This is a genomic window from Massilia glaciei (assembly GCF_003011895.2).
Taxonomy (GTDB): Bacteria; Pseudomonadota; Gammaproteobacteria; order Burkholderiales; family Burkholderiaceae_D; genus Telluria_A; species Telluria_A glaciei.
In genome coordinates this window covers 1-19,520 of record NZ_PXWF02000251.1, presented here as the reverse complement: position 1 = coordinate 19,520, position 19,520 = coordinate 1, and the positions used below count along the sequence as shown (strand labels likewise).

At 64.3% G+C, this 19,520-nt stretch carries 17 protein-coding genes and 1 pseudogene; 14 read left to right on the top strand and 4 right to left on the bottom strand.

Annotated features, from left to right (window positions below; all coding sequences use genetic code 11):
• Positions 1-30: 30 nt before the first annotated feature.
• A complete protein-coding gene (locus C7C56_RS17330) occupies positions 31-1,413 on the top strand; it encodes an alkaline phosphatase (RefSeq protein WP_181373221.1) in 1,383 nt (460 codons plus the stop codon).
• A 90-nt stretch (positions 1,414-1,503) separates the two neighbouring features.
• On the opposite strand, the gene C7C56_RS17325 is transcribed toward C7C56_RS17330, so the two are convergent.
• A complete protein-coding gene (locus tag C7C56_RS17325) occupies positions 1,504-1,896 on the bottom strand; it encodes an SWIB/MDM2 domain-containing protein (protein WP_106758619.1) in 393 nt (130 codons plus the stop codon).
• Between the two features lie 370 nt (positions 1,897-2,266).
• Positions 2,267-3,634, bottom strand: coding sequence for a signal recognition particle protein (gene ffh / locus C7C56_RS17320; RefSeq protein ID WP_106758636.1), 1,368 nt, complete (start codon positions 3,632-3,634; stop codon positions 2,267-2,269).
• Between the two features lie 153 nt (positions 3,635-3,787).
• On the opposite strand from ffh, the gene C7C56_RS17315 reads away from it, so the two are divergent.
• From C7C56_RS17315 to C7C56_RS17255, 13 genes are all read left to right on the top strand, one after another.
• Positions 3,788-4,603: a cytochrome C assembly family protein gene (locus C7C56_RS17315; protein WP_106758618.1), complete on the top strand. Its 816-nt coding sequence runs from the start codon at positions 3,788-3,790 to the stop codon at positions 4,601-4,603.
• Complete coding sequence (locus C7C56_RS17310; RefSeq protein ID WP_106758617.1) at positions 4,600-4,857, top strand: PP0621 family protein; 258 nt, start codon at positions 4,600-4,602, stop codon at positions 4,855-4,857. Before C7C56_RS17315 ends, C7C56_RS17310 begins: the two co-directional genes overlap by 4 nt.
• Positions 4,858-4,862: 5 nt before the next feature.
• Positions 4,863-6,587, top strand: coding sequence for a sensor histidine kinase (locus C7C56_RS17305; RefSeq protein WP_106758616.1), 1,725 nt, complete (start codon positions 4,863-4,865; stop codon positions 6,585-6,587).
• The gene (locus C7C56_RS17300) at positions 6,584-7,999 is read left to right on the top strand and encodes a sigma-54-dependent transcriptional regulator (protein ID WP_106758615.1); all 1,416 of its coding nucleotides are present in this window, start codon (positions 6,584-6,586) and stop codon (positions 7,997-7,999) included. The genes C7C56_RS17305 and C7C56_RS17300 overlap by 4 nt, the downstream gene beginning before the upstream one ends.
• Before the next feature lie 586 nt (positions 8,000-8,585).
• Positions 8,586-9,002, top strand: coding sequence for a hypothetical protein (locus C7C56_RS17295; protein ID WP_106758614.1), 417 nt, complete (start codon positions 8,586-8,588; stop codon positions 9,000-9,002).
• The gene (locus tag C7C56_RS17290; RefSeq protein WP_106758613.1) at positions 8,984-9,250 is read left to right on the top strand and encodes a hypothetical protein; all 267 of its coding nucleotides are present in this window, start codon (positions 8,984-8,986) and stop codon (positions 9,248-9,250) included. Before C7C56_RS17295 ends, C7C56_RS17290 begins: the two co-directional genes overlap by 19 nt.
• A gap of 30 nt (positions 9,251-9,280) precedes the next feature.
• The gene (locus C7C56_RS17285; RefSeq protein ID WP_146204528.1) at positions 9,281-9,805 is read left to right on the top strand and encodes a hypothetical protein; all 525 of its coding nucleotides are present in this window, start codon (positions 9,281-9,283) and stop codon (positions 9,803-9,805) included.
• A gap of 245 nt (positions 9,806-10,050) precedes the next feature.
• The gene (locus C7C56_RS17280; protein WP_219933179.1) at positions 10,051-10,227 is read left to right on the top strand and encodes a hypothetical protein; all 177 of its coding nucleotides are present in this window, start codon (positions 10,051-10,053) and stop codon (positions 10,225-10,227) included.
• Between the two features lie 484 nt (positions 10,228-10,711).
• Complete coding sequence (locus tag C7C56_RS17275) at positions 10,712-13,642, top strand: ribonucleoside-diphosphate reductase subunit alpha (RefSeq protein WP_106758610.1); 2,931 nt, start codon at positions 10,712-10,714, stop codon at positions 13,640-13,642.
• A gap of 117 nt (positions 13,643-13,759) precedes the next feature.
• The gene (locus C7C56_RS17270) at positions 13,760-14,827 is read left to right on the top strand and encodes a ribonucleotide-diphosphate reductase subunit beta (RefSeq protein ID WP_229458835.1); all 1,068 of its coding nucleotides are present in this window, start codon (positions 13,760-13,762) and stop codon (positions 14,825-14,827) included.
• 553 nt (positions 14,828-15,380) lie between these two features.
• Positions 15,381-16,412, top strand: a complete 1,032-nt coding sequence (locus tag C7C56_RS17265) for a hypothetical protein (RefSeq protein WP_106758608.1) — start codon at positions 15,381-15,383, stop codon at positions 16,410-16,412.
• Positions 16,413-16,486: 74 nt separating this feature from the next.
• The gene (locus C7C56_RS17260) at positions 16,487-17,029 is read left to right on the top strand and encodes a YggT family protein (protein WP_307719059.1); all 543 of its coding nucleotides are present in this window, start codon (positions 16,487-16,489) and stop codon (positions 17,027-17,029) included.
• Positions 17,026-17,328: a DUF167 domain-containing protein gene (locus C7C56_RS17255; protein WP_229458832.1), complete on the top strand. Its 303-nt coding sequence runs from the start codon at positions 17,026-17,028 to the stop codon at positions 17,326-17,328. The genes C7C56_RS17260 and C7C56_RS17255 overlap by 4 nt, the downstream gene beginning before the upstream one ends.
• A gap of 53 nt (positions 17,329-17,381) precedes the next feature.
• Here the strand turns inward: C7C56_RS17255 and C7C56_RS17250 are convergent, their stop codons facing one another.
• Both C7C56_RS17250 and C7C56_RS17245 read right to left on the bottom strand, forming a co-directional pair.
• Positions 17,382-18,068 (bottom strand): DUF6622 family protein, encoded by a 687-nt coding sequence (locus C7C56_RS17250; protein ID WP_307719058.1) that lies wholly within the window; start codon positions 18,066-18,068, stop codon positions 17,382-17,384.
• A pseudogene (locus C7C56_RS17245) lies at positions 18,055-19,463 on the bottom strand (serine hydrolase domain-containing protein). Before C7C56_RS17245 ends, C7C56_RS17250 begins: the two are co-directional and overlap by 14 nt.
• Positions 19,464-19,520: the final 57 nt, after the last annotated feature.

Sequence of the window (19,520 nt, the reverse complement as noted above, 5' to 3'; positions counted from 1 at the left end):
CATGACACCACAACCGCACACGCCATGACAATGACCACACGCATCCGCGTTTCCGCCCTCCTGTTGGGCGCCTTGTGCGCGGCCGGCGCCTGCCAGGCCGCCGCGCCGGCCGCCAGGAACATCATCTTTTTCCTTGGCGACGGCATGGGGCCGACCACCATCACGGCCGCGCGCATCCACAAGTACAAGGAGGAGGGCCTGCTCAATTTCGAACGCATGGAGCGGGTGGCGCGCGTCAAGACCTATTCCAACGACGCCATGATCACCGACAGCGCGGCGTCGATGGCGGCCTACATGACGGGCATAAAAAACAACAGCGAAGTCGTCTCGATGCGCGACGCCAAGCCGGTCGCGCCCGCCAAGGACGCGAACGGCAACGCCACCATCGACCGCTGCCTGCCCGGCAATGGGAGCATCGCGCCCACGTTCCTGGAGCTGGCCAAGGCATCCGGCAGGTCGGTCGGCGCCGTCACCACCACCGAGATGGCGCACGCCACGCCGGCGGCGACCTTTGCCCACAGCTGCCACCGGGCGGCGCTGTACAGCATCGCGGCCCAGATCGTGCCCGGCGGCGCCGGCTACAACCTGGCGCTCAGCGACGGCGTCGACGTGCTCATGGGAGGCGGGCGCAATTTCTTCACCCCGTTCGACAAGGCGCGCAACCCGAAGGGGCGGGCGGACGGGCGCGACCTGCTGGCCGAAATGGCGGTGCGCGGCTACACGGTCGCGGCCGACCGCCGGCAGATGCTGGGCGCGCCGCCAGGGCGCAAATTCATCGGCATCTACAGCGATGTCGGCCATCTCGACTACGAGCAGGCGCGCCGCGCGGGCCAGCCCAGCCTGTCCGAAATGACGGCCAAGGCGATCGCGCTGCTCGCGCCCAATCCCAAGGGCTTTTTCCTGATGGTTGAAGGCGGCAGGATCGACCATGCGCTGCACGACACCAACGCCGTCAACGCGCTTGGCGACACGATCGCGTTCGACGACGCGGTGCAGACGGCGATCGACCAGATGCGGTTGCGCGATCCGGGCCTGAAGAACACGCTGATCGTGGTCACGGCCGACCACGACCACACGATGGCGTTCAACGGTTATCCGAAGCGCGGCAATCCGGTGCTCGACGTGGTGCGCACGTATTCGAGCGGCGCGCCCGCCACCGACGCCGACGGCAAGGCCTACACGACGCTGGTGTTCGCGAACGGGCCGAAGCGCCCGCCGCTGCGCCTAGGCGTGACGAGCGCCGAGGCGCTGGCGCCGGACTACCACCAGGAGACCGGGATCAACCTCGGTTCCGAGACCCACGGCGGCGGCGACGTCAAGGTGTTCGCCAGCGGCGCCGGCTCGGCCGGCTTCAAGGGGACGATGGAAAACACCAAGCTGTTCCACCTGATGAAGGCGGCGGCCGGCTTGTAGCGGGCCGCGCGCCGGCGGTGCTTGAAATGCAAAAAGCCCCGGTCGCGAGACCGGGGCTTTTTGCTATTCGGTGCCGACAGCGGTGCTGTCTTATTTCAGGTGGTCGGAAATGAGCTTGGTCATTTCGAACATCGAAACTTGTTCTTTGCCGCCGAAGACAGCTTTGAGCTTGTCGTCCGCATTGATCATGCGACGGTTTGCTGGATCTTGCAGATCGAGCTTCTTGATGTAGTCCCAGACCTTCTTGGTGACTTCCGTGCGTGGCAGCGGTGTCGCGCCAACGACGGCAGCCAGGACGGCGGACGGGGTCATCGCCTTCATGAAGGCGGCGTTCGGCTTGCGTGGAGCGGCCGCTGGTTTAGCCGCCGCTGCTGCTTTAGGTGCTGCTGCTTTTTTTGCTGCTGCTGGTTTTGCCGCTGCTGCTGGCTTGGCCGCAGCCTTTTTTGCTGGCGCTGCTGCTGGGGTTTTTTTGGCTGTTGCCATCTTCGGGCCTCCTTAACGAACACATGGGAAATTGCGCAATTGATCGCACGGCTTATAGTGGTGGGGTTTTACTGTTGATGCAAGTGTTTTTCGATACTTTGTGGCCTATTTAAGGGCGAAACCGCCCCATGTAGCCCGGCAAAGCGCGGATTCGCCCTAACTTGCTGAAAAGCGGGGTGCGCGGGGTGGTCCACAGGGGGGAGGTGACGCCGCGGGAACCATGTTGGTTTAGGTTTTTTTGCGCTTCATATTGCGCCATTTGGATCGGCGCGCCGAATGAAAAAAGCCCGTCGCCCGCTTTCGCGGGACCGGCGGGCTTTCGCGGGACCGGCGGGCATTCGCCGCGCCGCCGAGGCTAAGGAACGGCTTCTTAACGCATGCCGGGCATCATGCCCTTCATGCCGCGCATCATTTTCATCATGCCGCCGCCCTTGAGCTTTTTCATCATGGTCTGCATCTGGTCGTATTGCGCCAGCATGCGGTTCACCTCCTGCACCTGGACCCCGGCGCCGGCGGCGATGCGGCGCTTGCGCGTCGCCTTGATCAGCTCCGGCTTGGCGCGCTCGCCCGGCGTCATCGAGTCGATGATGCCGACCATGCGCCGCACCTGCTTGTCGGCCTGGTCCATGTTGGCGCCGCCGGCGGCCTGCTGGAACTGCGCCGGCAGCTTGTCGATCAGGCTGGCCATGCCGCCCATTTTTTTCATTTGCCCGAGCTGCGACTTGAAGTCGTTCATGTCGAAGCGCCCGCCGACCTTGAGCTTGTTGGCCAGGTCGGTCGCGGCCTTGCTGTCGACGCCCTTGCGCGCCTCCTCGACCAGCGCCAAGATGTCGCCCATGCCGAGGATGCGGTTGGCCATGCGGGCCGGGTCGAACGCCTCGAGGCCGTCGAGTTTTTCGGACACGCCGGCGAACTTGATCGGCTTGCCCGTGATGTGGCGCACCGACAGCGCGGCGCCGCCGCGGGCGTCGCCATCGAGCTTGGTGAGCACGATGCCCGTCAGCGGCAGCGCGTCGTTGAACGCCTTGGCCGTGTTGATGGCGTCCTGGCCGAGCATGGCGTCGACCACGAACAGGGTCTCGATCGGCTTGACGGCCGCGTGCACGGCGGCGATCTCGAGCATCATGGCCTCGTCGATGCCGAGCCGGCCCGCGGTGTCGATGATGAGCACGTCGTGGTAGTGCTTCTTGGCCCAGTCGAGCGCGGCGAGCGCGATGTCGACCGGCTTGTCGCTGCTTTGCGACGGGAAGAAGTCGGCGCCGACCTGTTTGGTCACGCTCTCGAGCTGGGCGATCGCGGCCGGACGGTAGACGTCGGCCGACACCGTCAGCACCTTCTTCTTTTTCTCCTCCTGGAGGTATTTGGCCAGCTTGCCGACGGTGGTGGTCTTGCCCACGCCCTGCAAACCGGCCATCAGGATGATCGCCGGCGGCTGCTGGGCAAAGCTCAGTTGCGACGCCTCGGGGCCGAGGTCGGCGCCCATCAGGGTGGCCAGCTCGCGCTGGACCACGCCGACCAGGGCCTGGCCCGGGCTCAGTGAACCGATGACCTCTTCGCCGAGCGCCTTCTCTTTGACGCGGCCGATGAATTCGCGCACCGCCGGCAGCGCGACGTCGGCCTCGAGCAGGGCCAGGCGCACCTCGCGCAGCATCTCGGTGGTGTTCGCCTCGGTCAGACGCGCCTCGCCGCGCATGGTCTTGACGACCTTGGCGAGACGTTGGGTTAAGTTATCTAGCATGATCACCTGACTAATATAGATGGAGGCCGCGGCCCCGCAAAACGGGCCGCCGCACAGCGAAAAATACCGGCGCGAAGCCGGTCTTGGGCCCATTTTACCCCATGTGGGGCCGGCTCCCTCCCGCTTGCGCGCCGATGGTGTAAACTTGGGCCCATGCCCATCCATCTGCTCACCACCATCCTCATCGCGACCTCGCTCATGTACGCGGCCTGCGCGGCACTGCCGGCGCGCAAGGGCGCGCTGATCTCCAACCTGACCGCGGCGGCGTGGCTGTTGCACGGCGTCTCGCTGTGGCAGCTCATGCTCGCACCGGGCGGCCTGCGGGTCGGCTTCGCGATCATGGGCTCGGCCGCGCTGTGGATCACGGTGGCCGCCTACTGGCTCGAAAACCGCAACTTCGCGCTCGACGGCCTGCGCCGGCTCGTGATGCCGTGCGCGGCCGCGGCCAGCATCCTGCCGGCGCTGTTCCCGGGCAGCCTGTTCCAGCTCGAGGGCAGGGCGCCCGCGTTCGGCTTGCACATCGCCGTCGCCATCTTGGCCTACGCCATCCTGACCATCGCCGCCTTCCACGCGGTGCTCATGGCGCTGCAGGAGTCGCGCCTGCACACGCGCAGCCGCGGCGCGGGCTGGCTGTCGGGCGCGCTCGACCAGCTGCCGGCCCTGATGACGATGGAAAAACTGCTGTTCCGCGTGATTGGCATCGGCTTCGTTTTGCTCAGCCTGACCGTGTTGTCGGGCATCGTGTTCTCGGAGCAGTTGTTTGGCGCCGTGCTCAAATGGGACCACAAGAGCATCTTCACGCTGCTGTCTTGGTGTTTGTTCGCGGCCCTGTTGGCCGGGCGCCGCTGGCGCGGCTGGCGCGGCAAGATCGCGCTGCGCTTCACGCTGGCCGGTTTCGCCACCCTGATGCTGGCCTATGTCGGCAGCCATTTCGTGCTTGAAGTGATACTCAAAAGGGGGCTCGCATGAGCACCAAACTGCTGTTCTGGATCGCCCTGATCATCCTCGTGGTGCTGGCCGTGCGCAAAAAACTGCGCGCCGTCGCGCGCGACGGCCAGCCGCCCGCAGGCGCCCGCGCCGGCGCCGGCGCGCCGCTGGTCGAGGCCGAATCGATGGCCTGCTGCGCCCACTGCGGCGTGTATTTCCCCGCCTCCGAAGCGGTCAAGGCCGACGGCCTGGCCTACTGCAGCCCCGCCCACGTGCGCCTTCCCCCGCCCAAGTAAGCCAGATGGCAAGCTGGCAGTCGCTATCGTCCGATTCGCGCGAGACCTTCTGGCGCTCGCTGCAAACGCTCAACGCCACCCGCGTCGTGATCGCGCTGGTGCTGCTGGTGTACCTCAGCTTCGACAGCGTCGGCCTGCGCGCCGCCGGCCAGTTCGTCCACGCCGAGACCTGCCTGGCCTACCTGGCCATGGCGGTCGTCTTCGCGCTGCTGCCGCTGTACTGGCGCAAGCGCTTCCTGCTGCAGCTGGTGAGCCAGGTCATGCTCGACATCGCCGTCATCTCGCTGCTGTACCTGGCCGCCGGCGGCGCGCGCAGCGGGCTGGCGATCCTGTACCTGTTCCCGCTGGCCGGGGCGGCCATCCTCGCGCCGCTGGTGCTGTCGCTGTTCGCCGCCTCGGTGGTGGCGCTGTTCCTGATCGGCGAGAGCGCCTTCCAGCTGTTCACCGACGATGGCGACACCCGCGTGGTGCAGGCCGGCATCTACGGCGCGGCCTTCTTCGCCGCCGTGCTGCTGGTCAGCCGGCTCGCGGCGAAGCTGATCCGCCAGGAGGAGCTGGCCGTAAAGCGCGGCGTCGACCTCGAGATCCAGCAGGCGATCAACCAGATCGTGATCGCCGACGTCGGCGACGGCATCCTCGTGGTCGGGCGCGACGGGCGCATCTTCACCGGCAACCCGGCCGCGCGCCAGATGCTGGGGCTGGCCATCGGCGACGCCGGCTTCGGCCTGTCCGACGTGCCGGCGCTCGCGCCGCTCGCGCACGCCTTCAGCGCATGGCTCAAGCAGCCGGCGCACAACTCGCGCGGGGCCCAGGGCGCCGCCTACGTCACCGTCAAGCCCTACCTGGAAACCTCGCGCGCCGGGCTGGCGGTGCACTGGAGCGGGCGGCGCGACCTGGCCGCCCACCTCAAGCTGCGCTTCGCGCGGGTCGACACGCCCGACGCCGCCGCCGAGCGCTGCGTGATCTTCCTGCAGGACGTGACGGCCATCGAAAACCAGGCCCAGCAGCTCAAGCTGGCCTCGATGGGGCGCCTCACGGCCAGCATCGCGCACGAGGTGCGCAACCCGCTGTCGGCGATCGGGCACGCCACCGCGCTGCTGCTCGAGGATGCCGGCGACAAGACCGAGGAGCGCCTGCTCAAGATCATCGGCGACAACGTGGCGCGGGTCGACCGCATGGTCGAGGACATCCTGCGCCTGTCGCGCAAGGTCCAGCCGCACGGCGAGCCGCTGCGGCTGGCCGTGTTCCTCGCCGATCTCAAGGCCGAATTCGATGAAACCCACTCCCTCTCCTCTGATATAGTGTCGCTTGGCAACACAGGGACGGGCCCGGTCCGGTTCGACGCGCTGCACCTGCGCGAAGTGGTCCTCAACCTGCTCAACAACTCGGTGCGTTACGCGAGCGGCATGCCCGGCTCGATCCGCCTGTTCGTGTCGACCGACTCGGCCGGGCGCATGGAGCTGCACGTGCAGGACGACGGCCCCGGCATCACGCCGGACGTGCGGGCGCATTTGTTCGAGCCGTTTTACACGACCTCGAGCAAGGGCACCGGCCTCGGGCTGTACCTGGCGCGCGAGCTATGCCTCAACAACGAGGCGGCGCTCGACTACGAGTACCGCATCGACACCAACGCCAGGGGCCAGGGCAAGGCGGCCGGCAGGTTCGTGATCGCGTTTGCGCGGCCGCTGGTCGCGCGCGCGGGTTCAGTAACAGGAAAGGCTGCGCCATGACTTCACCCCGCATTCTGGTCGTCGACGACGAGGCCGATCTGCGCGAACTGCTCGAGATCACGCTGCTCAAGATGGGGCTCGACGTCGACAGCGCGGCCACCCTCAAGCAGGCGCGCGCCTTTTTGGCCGGGACCGAATACGCGCTGGTGCTGACCGACATGCGCCTGCCCGACGGGCTCGGGCTCGAACTGGTGCGCGAGGTCACGGCCGCCTTCAGATGCACGCCGATCGCCGTCGTCACGGCCTACGGCAGCGCCGACAACGCGGTCGTCGCGCTCAAGGCCGGCGCCTTCGACTATGTCTCAAAACCGGTGGTGCTCGACGAGCTGCGCATACTGGTGCGCTCGGCGCTGCGGCTGTCGGCGCCTGCGCCCGACAGCGCGTGCGAGCCGGGCGCGGCGCCGTCGCGCCTGATCGGCCGCTCGGACGCGATGCAGTCCCTGCGCGCCCAGATCGCGCGGCTGGCGCGTTCGATGGCGCCGATCGCCATCACGGGCGAATCGGGCAGCGGCAAGGAGCTGGCCGCGCGCGAGATCCACGCGCAAAGCTCGCGCGCGGCCAAGCCCTTCATCGCCGTCAACTGCGGCGCCATCCCCGAGGCGCTGATGGAGGCCGAGTTCTTCGGCTACCGCAAGGGCGCGTTCACGGGCGCGGCCGACGAGCGCGACGGGTTTTTCCAGGCCGCCAACGGCGGCACATTGATGCTCGACGAGGTGGCCGACCTGCCGCTGGCGATGCAGGTCAAGCTGCTGCGCGCGATCCAGGAGCGGCGCGTGCGCAAGATCGGCGCCACGGCGGAGGAGCCGGTCGACGTGCGCATCATCAGCGCGACCCACCAGAATCTGGCGCATTGCGTCGAAACCGGGCGCTTCCGCCAGGACCTGTTCTACCGGCTCAACGTGATCGAACTGGGGGTGCCGGCGCTGCGCGAGCGGCTCGACGACCTCGAGCTGCTGACCACGGCGATCCTGGAGCGCCTGGCCGGCGGCGGCCAGCGCGCCGGACTTGGCGCGCAGGTGCTCGAGACCATGCGCGGCTACGGGTTCCCCGGCAATGTGCGCGAACTCGAAAACGTGCTCGAGCGCGCGCTCGCGTTCGCCGACGGCGGCATGATCGAGGTCGGCGACCTCTCGCTCAAGGGCGCGCGCGCGATGCCGGTGGCCGGCGCGCCCGCCCACGCGCCCGCCCACTCGCAGGCGCAGAGCGCGCCGGCCGAGCCCGCGGCGCCGGCGCTGGCCGCTTTGCCCAACAGCCTGCCCGACTACCTGAACCAGGTCGAGCGCGACATCATCATCCGCGCGCTGGCCCAGACCCAGTTCAACCGCACCCAGGCGGCGCAACTGCTCGGGATCAGCTTCCGCCAGTTGCGCTACCAGATGCAAAAACTCGACATCCACGCGCCCGAGCCATGACCGCAGGGCGCGCGCCGCGCCTCGGGGCCGGCAAGGCGCCAGACCCGCAATCAGAAACGCCGCATCGATTGGCGCGGCTTGAACGAGGCTCTAACCAAGGCTCTAACCAAGGCTCTAACCAAGGCTCTAACCAAGGCTCTAACCAAGGCTCTAACCAAGGCTCTAACCAAGGCTCTAACCAAGGCTCTAACCAAGGCTCTAACCAAGGCTCTAACCAAGGCTCTAACCAAGGCTCTAACCAAGGCTCTAACCAAGGCTCTAACCAAGGCTCTAACCAAGGCTCTAACCAAGGCTCTAACCAAGGCTCTAACCAAGGCTCTAACCAAGGCTCTAACCAAGGCTCTAACCAAGGCTCTAACCAAGGCTCTAACCAAGGCTCTAACCAAGGCTCTAACCAAGGCTCTAACCAAGGCTCTAACCAAGGCTCTAACCAAGGCTCTAACCAAGGCTCTAACCAAGGCTCTAACCAAGGCTCTAACCAAGGCTCTAACCAAGGCTCTAACCAAGGCTCTAACCAAGGCTCTAACCAAGGCTCTAACCAAGGCTCTAACCAAGGCTCTAACCAAGGCTCTAACCAAGGCTCCAAATGGACAACAACCCGTACGCCCCGCCCGCGACCAAGCTAGACGGCGCCACGTCCGGCGAAAGGCCCGATTCGCGTGGCGGCTGCCTGACGGCGTTCCTGCTGCTTGCCTTGCTGATGAACAGCGGTGTGGCGATCGCCTACATCGTGTCGATCGTCCGCGGCTCCATGTTCGGAAGCGCGCTTCCCCCGGTGGGTATCGTGGTGTTCCTCTGCGTGGCCGCGCTGGTCAACGTCGCATGCAGCATCGCCATCTGGAAGTGGTACCGCTGGGGCGTCTACGGATTCCTCGCGATGGCGCTGGCCGCGCTTTGCGTGAACATCTATCTGGACATCGATTACAAATCCATTCTTTTTGGACTTCTCGGCCCGGTTATCCTCGCGGCGCTGGTGCGCCCGATATGGCGGCATCTTCGCTGAGCTTCCCAGGGCGCTCCCGGATTTGCCTGTCGCCGTCGCTGCCGGCGGGCAGTTACGCGCTGTGGGCGCATGCGGCATGGTCCGGTTCACAGGCGCTGCGCGACGCGCTCGCCAGGGCGAATGCGATCGGGCCCGGTGATTTCGAGGTGAGGGCCGCGCGCCTCATGCCGGCCGGCGCGTCGCTGGTCCTGTGGTCGCTCGCCATCATCGGGCTTGGCGCGTGCTGGCTGGTTGGCAATGGTGCCTGATCCTCGTCGACAGTTGGGAGCAATGCATTGATGGATTTTTTAGTGGTTCGGACCGGCGCGCCGTTTGGCTACCTGATCCTCGCGATCGTGTTTTTCCTCGCTTTCGCCGTATCGTGCGTGGCCTTGTACCGCGCGCTCAAGGCCAGACCTGTCGGCAAAGTGAAAGCGCTGCTATCGTCCGTGCCAATTGTCTTCATCGCGCTGGTGGTTCTGGCGAATGCAGGGGCCGATGAGCTGGAATGGAATCCCGCGCTGCCGGGGGAGCAAGCCTTGCTCGGCAGCTGGAACGACGGCGTATCGGAGCTCGCGTTGCGCAAGAACGGCCGGTATGCCTGCGCCGGCAATGCCTGCGGCGCGCTGGCCGGCGCCGGAAAATGGCAGCGTTTCGGCGACTTCGAGGTAGATTTTGTGCCTGTCGCCGGCGCGCCGGTGCGCTGGCGGATCACCGAGCATGCCGGCCGCTACGAATTTGTTGCCGGCGCCGAGGGTGATCCCGACGCTTGGCAAACGGAAGTCACCTTCGGCAAGGAAGCGCTGGTGACGCGTCCGCGATAGGCGGCGGCAACGGTTGAGCAGCGCCGCCGGGCGGCGAATGCAAGATCGGATGAATCGGTATTTAATAGATCGTTGCGCATTGCATTAAAATAAATAATTCCTATTGATAAGACTATATTTACACGCCATACTCCGGATCGATCCCCCCGAGACTTAACTTTCAATCAATGTGAGCGTTCAAGCTATGGGGGGGCGTGAAACGATTAAACCCATAGGGGATGGCTTTGAAATCAATCGGCGGTTATATGTTTTTCTTCGGAGTGGGCTCGATCATCCTGAGCTTCTTCAACATGCAATTCATGCTCCTGGCTTGGATCGACACCTGGGGCGTGGCGGCGGGCTGGGCGATCCGGATCGGCCTGGCCGTGCTCGGCGGCGCGATGTGGATGTTCGCTCCCGCGTCAGACACTGCCGAAGGCTGACCGCTGCCGCCAGACGCGTCGGGACAATCCGCTTTTACGACGCGTCCATGCGGCCGCGGCCGCGCGCGGAAGTTAGCGCTCGCTAACCTCGCGGTGCCCTCGTCGTAGGACGTGCCAAAAGTCAAGACCGGCACAAGTAATTTAGATGAAATATATCCCGGCACCATTGCCTAAAACCTATTGCACGGTGACACGTCAGGCCCTACAATTAGTGCCAACTTAAAGCCATGCACTAGATGTAGTGGTACTCGAGGCTTCCCCCACATTCGTTCCACGCCGGCCTGGCGTCTTGCAATGGGGGGTCCAATGGCATCAAACAAGCGGCAACACGAGCGCTAAATCGCGATTTCCAGTTGTCGATGCCAGCCCGGCGACGCGCTGGAGTATTTTTTGGCTTTAAATTGTTGACGGATCCGCCCACCCGGCGGCTCCACCTGATAAAACAACCGGCGGCCCAACCTGGCCCGCCGACCCTGGAGGCTCAATGCAAACTTCACAAGACATTTCCATCAATCCGCAGCACGTCAACCCAGCTTCGACGGCTTCGACAGTGGAAAACAATGCGGCGGCGCTCGCCGCGCGCGGCGACTATCGCATCATCCGCCGCAACGGCGCGGTCGTGGCGTTTGAGCCCTCCAAGATCGCCATCGCGGTCACCAAGGCCTTCCTCGCCGTCGGCGGCGGCCAGGGCGCCGGTTCGGCGCGCGTGCGCGAACTGGTCGAGCAACTGACCGCCAACGTGGTCGAGGCGCTGCTGCGCCGCATGCCCGGCGGCGGCACCTTCCATATAGAGGACGTGCAAGACCAGGTCGAGCTGGCGCTGATGCGCTCGGGCGAGCACGATGTCGCGCGCGCCTACGTGCTGTACCGCGCCAAGCACATGGAGGAGCGCCGCCTGCAGAAGGAGGCGCAGGGCGGTTCGGCCAAAGTCGACGCGCCCCAGATCCACGTGACCGAGAACGGCGCCCGCCGCGCGCTCGACATGAACGAGGTGCGCGACCTGATCGGCGCGGCCTGCGTCGGCCTCGAGAAGCACGTCGACGCCGACGCCATCCTGGCCGAGACGGTCAAGAACCTGTACGACGGCGTGCCGGTCGAGGAGCTGCACAAGTCGGCCATCCTGGCCGCCCGCGCCCTGATGGAAAAGGACCCGGCCTACAGCCAGGTCACCGCCCGCATCCTGCTGCACACGGTGCGCAAGGAGGTGTTCGGGCGCGAGGTGCCGCAAGCGAAGGCGGCCGCCGCCTACCTCGAGTACTTCCCGCAGTACATCGCCAAGGGCATCGCCAACGAACTGCTCGACCCGGTGCTGGCCAGTTTCGACCTGGCCAAGCTGGCCAAGGCGCTGGTCGCCGACCGCGACCTGCAGTTCGGCTACATCGGCCTGCAGACCCTGTACGACCGCTACTTCCTGCATGTGCGCGAGATCCGCATCGAGATGCCGCAGGCGTTCTTCATGCGCGTCGCGATGGGCCTGTCGCTGCGCGAGGAGAACCGCGAGGCGCGCGCGATCGAGTTCTACAACCTGCTGTCCTCGTTCGACTTCATGAGCTCGACCCCGACCCTGTTCAACGCCGGCACCCTGCGCTCGCAGCTCTCGTCGTGCTACCTGACGACCGTCTCGGACGACCTCGAGGGCATCTTCGACGCCATCAAGGAGAACGCGCTGCTGGCCAAGTTCGCCGGCGGCCTGGGCAACGACTGGACCCCGGTGCGCGCGCTCGGCGCCCACATCAAGGGCACCAACGGCAAGTCGCAAGGCGTGGTGCCGTTCCTGAAGGTGGTCAACGACACCGCCGTCGCGGTCAACCAGGGCGGCAAGCGCAAGGGCGCCGTGTGCGCCTACCTCGAGACCTGGCACATGGACATCGAGGAATTCCTCGACCTGCGCAAGAACACTGGCGACGACCGCCGCCGCACCCACGACATGAACACGGCCAACTGGATCCCCGACCTGTTCATGAAGCGCGTGATGGAAAAGGGCGACTGGACCCTGTTCTCGCCGTCCGAGACGCCCGACCTGCACGACAAGGTCGGCAAGGCCTTCGAGGCGGCCTACACCGGCTACGAGGGCAAGGCCGCCGCCGGCGAAATCCGCGTGTTCAAGAAGATCGCGGCGCTCGACCTGTGGCGCAAGATGCTCTCGATGCTGTTCGAGACCGGCCACCCTTGGATCACCTTCAAGGACCCGTGCAACATCCGCAGCCCGCAGCAGCACGTCGGCGTGGTCCACAGCTCGAACCTGTGCACCGAGATCACCCTCAACACCGGTCCGGACGAGATCGCCGTCTGCAACCTCGGCTCGGTCAACCTGCCGGCCCACATGAAAGAGGGCAAGCTCGACCAGGTCAAGCTGGAAAAGACCGTGCGCACCGCGATGCGCATGCTCGACAACGTGATCGACATCAACTACTACGCGGTCGACAAGGCGCGCAACGCCAACATGCGCCACCGTCCGGTCGGCATGGGCATCATGGGTTTCCAGGATTGCCTGCACATGATGCGGGTTCCGTACGCCTCGAACGCGGCGGTCGAATTCGCCGACCGCTCGATGGAATCGGTTTGCTACTACGCCTACCTGGCCTCGACCGAGCTGGCCGAGGAGCGCGGCCGCTACGAGTCGTACGCCGGCTCGCTGTGGGACCGCGGCATCCTGCCGCACGATTCGGTCAAGCTGCTGGCCGAGGAGCGCGGCGGCTACCTCGAGGTCGACAGCTCCGAGGCGATGGACTGGACCGTGGTGCGCGAGCGCATCAAGCGCTTCGGCATGCGCAACTCGAACTGCGTGGCGATCGCCCCGACCGCGACGATCTCGAACATCATCGGCGTGTCGGCCTGCATCGAGCCGACCTTCCAGAACCTGTACGTCAAGTCGAACCTGTCGGGCGAGTTCACCGAGATCAACGCCTACCTGGTGCGCGACCTCAAGGCGCGCGACCTGTGGGACGAGGTCATGATCTCCGACCTGAAGTACTTCGACGGTTCGCTCGTCAAGATCGACCGCATCCCGCAAGACCTGCGCGACATCTACGCGACCGCGTTCGAAGTCTCGCCGAGCTGGCTGGTGGAGGCGGCGTCGCGCCGCCAGAAGTGGATCGACCAGGCGCAGTCGCTCAACATCTACATGGCCGGCGCGTCGGGCAAGAAATTGGACGAGACCTACAAGCTGGCCTGGCTGCGCGGCCTGAAAACCACCTACTACCTGCGCACCATCGCCGCGACCCACATGGAGAAGTCGACCTCCAAGACCGGCGCGCTGAACGCGGTCGCGGTCGACGGCGGCATGTCGGCCAGCGCCAAGAGCGCGCAGGCCGATGTGGCCAGCGCGGCGGCGGCGTCGCGGGTCGAGGACGGCGCGGCGTGCTACCTGCGTCCCGGCGACGACGGTTTCGAAGAGTGCGAAGCCTGCCAGTGATCAAGCCATGTGATGCCGCCGGCGCCGCCGGCGGCATCAAGTAAAAACACCAGTAGAGGAAAAATAAATATGCTGTCATGGGATGAAGAAGCAACGAGCGCGCCAGTCGCGCACGCGATGCCGCCGAGCGGCGCGCACGAGCCGGAGGCGGCCGCCGAGGCGGTCGCCAAGCGCGTCAACGCCGACGACAAGCGCATCATCAACGGCAAGACCGATGTGAACCAATTGGTCCCGTTCAAATACAAATGGGCGTGGGATAAATATCTGGCCGGCTGCGCGAACCATTGGATGCCGCAAGAGGTCAACATGCAGCGCGACATCGAATTGTGGAAAAATCCCAACGGTTTGACCGACGACGAGCGTCGTCTCGTGAAAAGAAATTTGGGCTTCTTCGTGACCGCCGATTCGCTCGCCGCGAACAACATCGTGCTCGGCACCTACCGCCACATCACGGCGCCGGAATGCCGCCAATACCTGCTGCGCCAGGCGTTCGAGGAGGCGATCCACACCCACGCCTACCAGTACATCGTGGAGTCGCTCGGGCTCGACGAGGCGGAGATTTTCAACGCCTACAACGAGGTCAAATCGATCCGCGACAAGGACGAATTCCTGATTCCGTTCATCAACACACTGACCGATCCGGCCTTCACCACCGGCACCGTCGAGAACGATCAGAAGCTGCTCAAGTCGCTCATCGTGTTCGCCTGCCTGATGGAGGGACTGTTCTTTTACGTCGGATTCACGCAGATTCTGGCGCTCGGACGGCAGAACAAAATGATGGGCGCGGCGGAACAGTATCAGTACATTTTGCGTGACGAATCAATGCATTGCAATTTCGGGATCGATCTGATCAACACGATCAAGATGGAAAATCCGCTGCTGTGGACGCCCGCTTTCCGCGAGGAGATCAAGGCGCTTTTCCTGCAGGCGGTCGACCTCGAATACGCGTACGCGGAGGACACGATGCCGCGCGGCGTGCTCGGTTTGAACGCGACCATGTTCAAGGGTTACCTGCGCTTCATCGCGAACCGGCGCGCGCAGCAAATCGGACTCGAGCAGCTGTTCCCGCATGAGGAAAATCCGTTCCCGTGGATGAGCGAAATGATCGACATGAAGAAGGAGCGCAACTTCTTCGAGACGCGCGTGACCGAGTACCAAACCGGTGGCGCATTGAACTGGGAATGATGAAGCGGCGCGCGCTTTTTGCGCGCGCGCAGTGCGTGTCGCGCGGACCATTTGAAAAAAGCCTGCGAAATCCTATCGTGCCAGTTGCGCAACGACAAGGTTTTCGTGTACTTTACGTGATTGAATTTGCCAATTAGTGAATGCGATAATTCGCAGCGCGAATTGAGTGAGACAAACCGATCAAAATGGGACGCTGCTTCAAACAGATATGCACTTAAACACACCGAAAAAAACGAGCCGCACTGCCTGATCCTGTTCAGGCATGGCGGCTTTTTCGTTTCGCGCTTTAAGTGGGTCTGGGTTGGGAACAGCGTGCCGGAACACCGACTAGTCGTCTCTGAAGTTGAGAAATTTTCCGCCCAAAGAGCCGACGACGGCTGAAGTGCTGCAATCGTGAGGAGCTGCAGCAGTTCAGCTGGTGCCGAATTCATTAGCATAAACAACGAGTCTGTTTGTGCCGATGAATAATTCGCCTGACCATCAACTACGGGTCGGACGGGTTTTAAATCTAGTAGCGTGATTTTTTTCCCATCGCAGATGAAGGAGAACCAAAATGGCAACAGCCGCTAAGAAACCAGCAGTAAAGAAGCCAGCCGCGAAAGCGGTTGCCGCAAAGCCAGCAGTCAAAGCTGCGGCTAAACCGAAGGCGGCAGCCAAGCCGGTCGCCGCGAAAGCAGCAGCGAAGCCGGCAGCGAAGCCAGCAGTCAAAAAGGCCGCAGCCAAGCCGGCAGCAAAGCCAGCTGTGAAGAAGGCAGCAGCAGCCAAGCCGGCCGCCAAGCCAGCAGTGAAAAAAGCCGCAGTCACGCCAGTCGCCAAAAAAGCGGAAGCCAAGCCAGTAGCGAAAAAAGCCGCGGCCAAGCCGGCGGCGAAAGCAGCAGCCAAGCCAGCGGTAAAAGCGAAGGCGGCAGCCAAGCCGAAAGCAGCAGCCAAGCCAGCAGCGAAAAAAGCCGCAGCCAAGCCAGCAGCAAAAGCAGCGGCCAAGCCAGCCAAAGCAGCCAAGCCAGCCAAGCCGGCCAAAGCAGCCAAGCCAGCCAAAGCAGCCAAGCCGGCCAAAGCAGCCAAGCCAGCCAAAGCAGCCAAGCCAGCCAAAGCAGCCAAGCCAGCCAAAGCAGCAGCCAAGCCAGCCGCCAAGCCAGCCGCCAAAGCAGCCGCCAAGCCAGCAGCCAAGCCAGCAGCCAAGCCAGCCGCCAAGGCAGCCAAGCCAGCAGCCAAAAAAGCCGCAGCCAAACCAGCAGTAGTTAAAGCAGCAGCCAAGCCAGCAGCGAAAGCTGCTGCGAAGCCAGCCGCAAAGGTGGCGGCGAAGCCAGCAGCAAAAAAGCCGCTTAAGGCTGTCGCCAAGCCAGTAGTGGCGGCGGTGGCCAAGCCGGCAGCGGCACCAGCTGTTGCAGCCAAGCCAGCTGAAAAGAAGGCCGCGGCGCCGAAAAAGGCGGCAGCGCCTAAAACGGTCGCAGCCAAGCCAGCAGCGGCAGCCCCGGCTCCTGCTGCGGCGGCACCTGCACCGGCACCGGCAGCACCTGCCGCACCGGCCGCGAAAACCGTGCTGGCACCAAGCGCATGGCCTTTCCCGACCAGCAGCCGTCCGTAAGCAGCCTGCGCCTGGTTCAGGCAAAATACCGCTGTGTGATGTTTCACACAGCGGTTTTTTTTTAAGGAGAGCACGTGTTCAATGTCATCAATATGATCGTCAGTGTCGTCGCCACCATCCTGGCCACGGCCCTGTTGCTGCGTTTTTGGACGCAAGCGCTGCGCGTGCGTCCGCCACAACAAGTTTCCCATTTCATGCTCACGGTGTCGAACTGGCTGGTGATGCCGCTGCGCCGCGTCCTGCCCGGCGTCGGCGGCTACGACTGGGCCAGCCTGGTCGGCGCCTTGCTGGTGGTGCTGCTGGCCACCACGACGTACCTGCTCGCCGGCTTTGGCGCCGGCGATGTGCTGATCCTCGGCATCCACCGCTTCCTCAAGTGGATCGTCTACGGGCTGCTCGGGTTGCTGTTCCTCGAAGTCATCTTCAGCTGGATCAATCCACAGGCGCCGCTGGCGCCGTTCGTGCGCGCGCTCAACGAGCCGCTGCTGCGTCCGCTTCGCCGCGTGGTGCCGCCGCTCGGCGGGCTCGACCTTACCGTGATGATCCTGGTGTTGCTGCTGTGGGTGCTCATCGCATTGCTCGACGCTGTCTTCGGCGGCCTGCTCGGCATGCCGTGACGCGCAACTGGTGCAGCGCCATGCCGCATGGGGTGCGGCTGGCGGTGCAGATCACGCCGAACGCCAAGAGGACCGAGGTGGTCGGCGTGCACGACGATGTGCTCAAGCTCAAGCTGCAGGCGCAGCCGATCGAGGGCAAGGCCAATGAGGCGCTGGTGCGTTTCCTGGCCGATGCCCTGACGCTGCCGCGCAGCGCAATCACCATCACGCACGGCCATACCAACAAACGCAAGCTGATCGAGGTGGCGGCGCCGGCGCTGACACCCGACGCCGTCGCGCTGCTCCTGCTGCCCGCCTAGGTGCCATGCATTTTTGCATGGGCCAATGCCTGGCCATTCAAAAATGAATAGCCTTACACGGGCTGTGCGGCCGCCGGGCGCGCCGCGCCGGCACGCCGGTAGAGAACCAGACTGCGCAGCAGCGTGCCCGCGAACAGGCCGTTGAAGGCGCCGTACAGGGCGCAGATGCCGATGGCAAACAGCGGGTCGCGCTGCAAGGTCGATGTCACGCTGACGGCCACCGCGACCGCATACTTGGTGAGAAATATCGCCAGCATCAGTGTCAGCGGCAGCCAACTGCCGCGCACGGCGATGGTGCCGCGGGCCGGGTGGGCGATGTCGCGCGCGCACGCGTCCGACTTAAAGGCGATGAAGGTCGCGAGCGCGGCGCCGGCGGCCCACGCTTGGACCGCCACGCCGCTCGGGCCGAAGGTGGTGTAAATGCCTTGCAACGACAAGCCCAGCATGGCGGCGGGAATGATGACCAGGCGGGCGACCTCGATTTCACGGTCGCGGCTGGAGATCGCGCCGCGGTGGATCAGGAACGCCAGGATGGCCCAGACGTAGACGGGGGTATGGCTGATGATCTGCAGCAGCATGATGGGCTCCGGCGTGTTTAAGATGTGCCCATCATGCGGGCGGCCCGGCAGGCGCGGGGAGAAATGCGATGAGACCGCGCCGCGGCGGCGCCAAACGCGGCCGGCTTTCGCCAAAAAATAGCGGCGTCGACGCCACGCGGGATAATCGTTAAAACTTGCCATTCCAAATGAGTAGCCCCCCTTGCCAAGCCATCGCCGTGGCTCCCACACAGGCCAGGGATAGCGACACATGGTGCATCCGGCTGACCGACGACGCCCCCCGGGCACGCCAAGTTACCGATGCGGCCCAGATCGCGCCGATCGTGCCGGCCGCCGCAAGCCATGCCAAAACCTGAACTAGGCGCAGTAATCTGGCGCAGGTGGGCGAGGCGACGAATAGCAGATCATTCATGACGACAAGCGCAATGCCTGCGTACAGCATCCAGGGCGCCAGAGTCAGCAGCGCGGCCAAGCGCATGCTGTTGCGTGCCTTAAGCATTCGCGGCGACAGGATGGGCTGCGCGGAGTGCCTGCGCAGCACGGCGCACAATGGCCATCCCAGCACGCTTAGCCATACCACCGCAATCGACAACGGCAAGACGGCAAGAATGAGCAGCTTATGCCGATGCCAGGGACTCTTTTGCATGATCTGCAATGGGTCCCGGTTGCTGCTCATCTCCCAGCCGCCTTGTGCATTCTTGCTGAAGTAGTGCCGGCGAAGCGGATCGGTCGCACTTTGCCATATGCCTGAATCGACTCTATGCCACTCGACAGGCTTGCCATGCGGTCCGACGTGTGTGCCGATCACGAGCGTTCCGGGCCTCACCATGCGCACAACGCTTTGGTCGAGCAGGTATTTCAAGGACAGGGGGCTCGAATCGAACCGCCAGGTGGTGCGGTAGCTTCCCGGAATCTCCTCGGACTCGGCCGCCGTGGCGTCGCGCGGCATTGCGGTCGCTTGTGGTGGCCGAGCAAGGTAGCGTCCGGCAAAAATTTTCAACAAGGTGTTGCGCATGCTCCCTCCCGCTTCGGTGTTTTGCACGATAAACATGCCAACACGCTGTTTGGGGAACAAATACATGGCCGAGTGAAAACATGGGATGTCACCCATATGTCCAATCAGTCTTGGCACAACTTGGTCCATTTCGTAGACGCCCAATGCGATTCCCGGCCCCGCCCGATGGTGGCGAAACTGGACGGAATGCATCTGCGCCAGCGTCGCTGGCAGGAGCAGCGATGGGCCGGGCGCGGCCTCGCCGCCAAGGTGGGCCAGCATGAAGCGCGCCATATCCATCGCAGAACTCGACATGCCGGCCGCTGGCGCCACTTGCGCCGTATCGAACGGACTTGGGGGGGGGCGGTCCACCTGACATACCCTTTCGACAGCATCGGCGCCAGGCGCGGCGGCAAGGGCTGCGCGAAGCTCGAATGGTGCATGCCAAGGGGCGAAAAAATATGGCGTTCGATATAGGTCTCGAAAGGTTTGCCCGACACCCGTTCGACGATGTGGGCTGCCAGTGCCGTGCCGTAGCTCGAATAGGCCGGAACCTTGCCAGGCGCAAAGATACGCTTGGGCATCTGTTGTACGAGATAGTCACGCGGCGGCGCAAGTTTCCCGGACTTGACCCAGGGCGA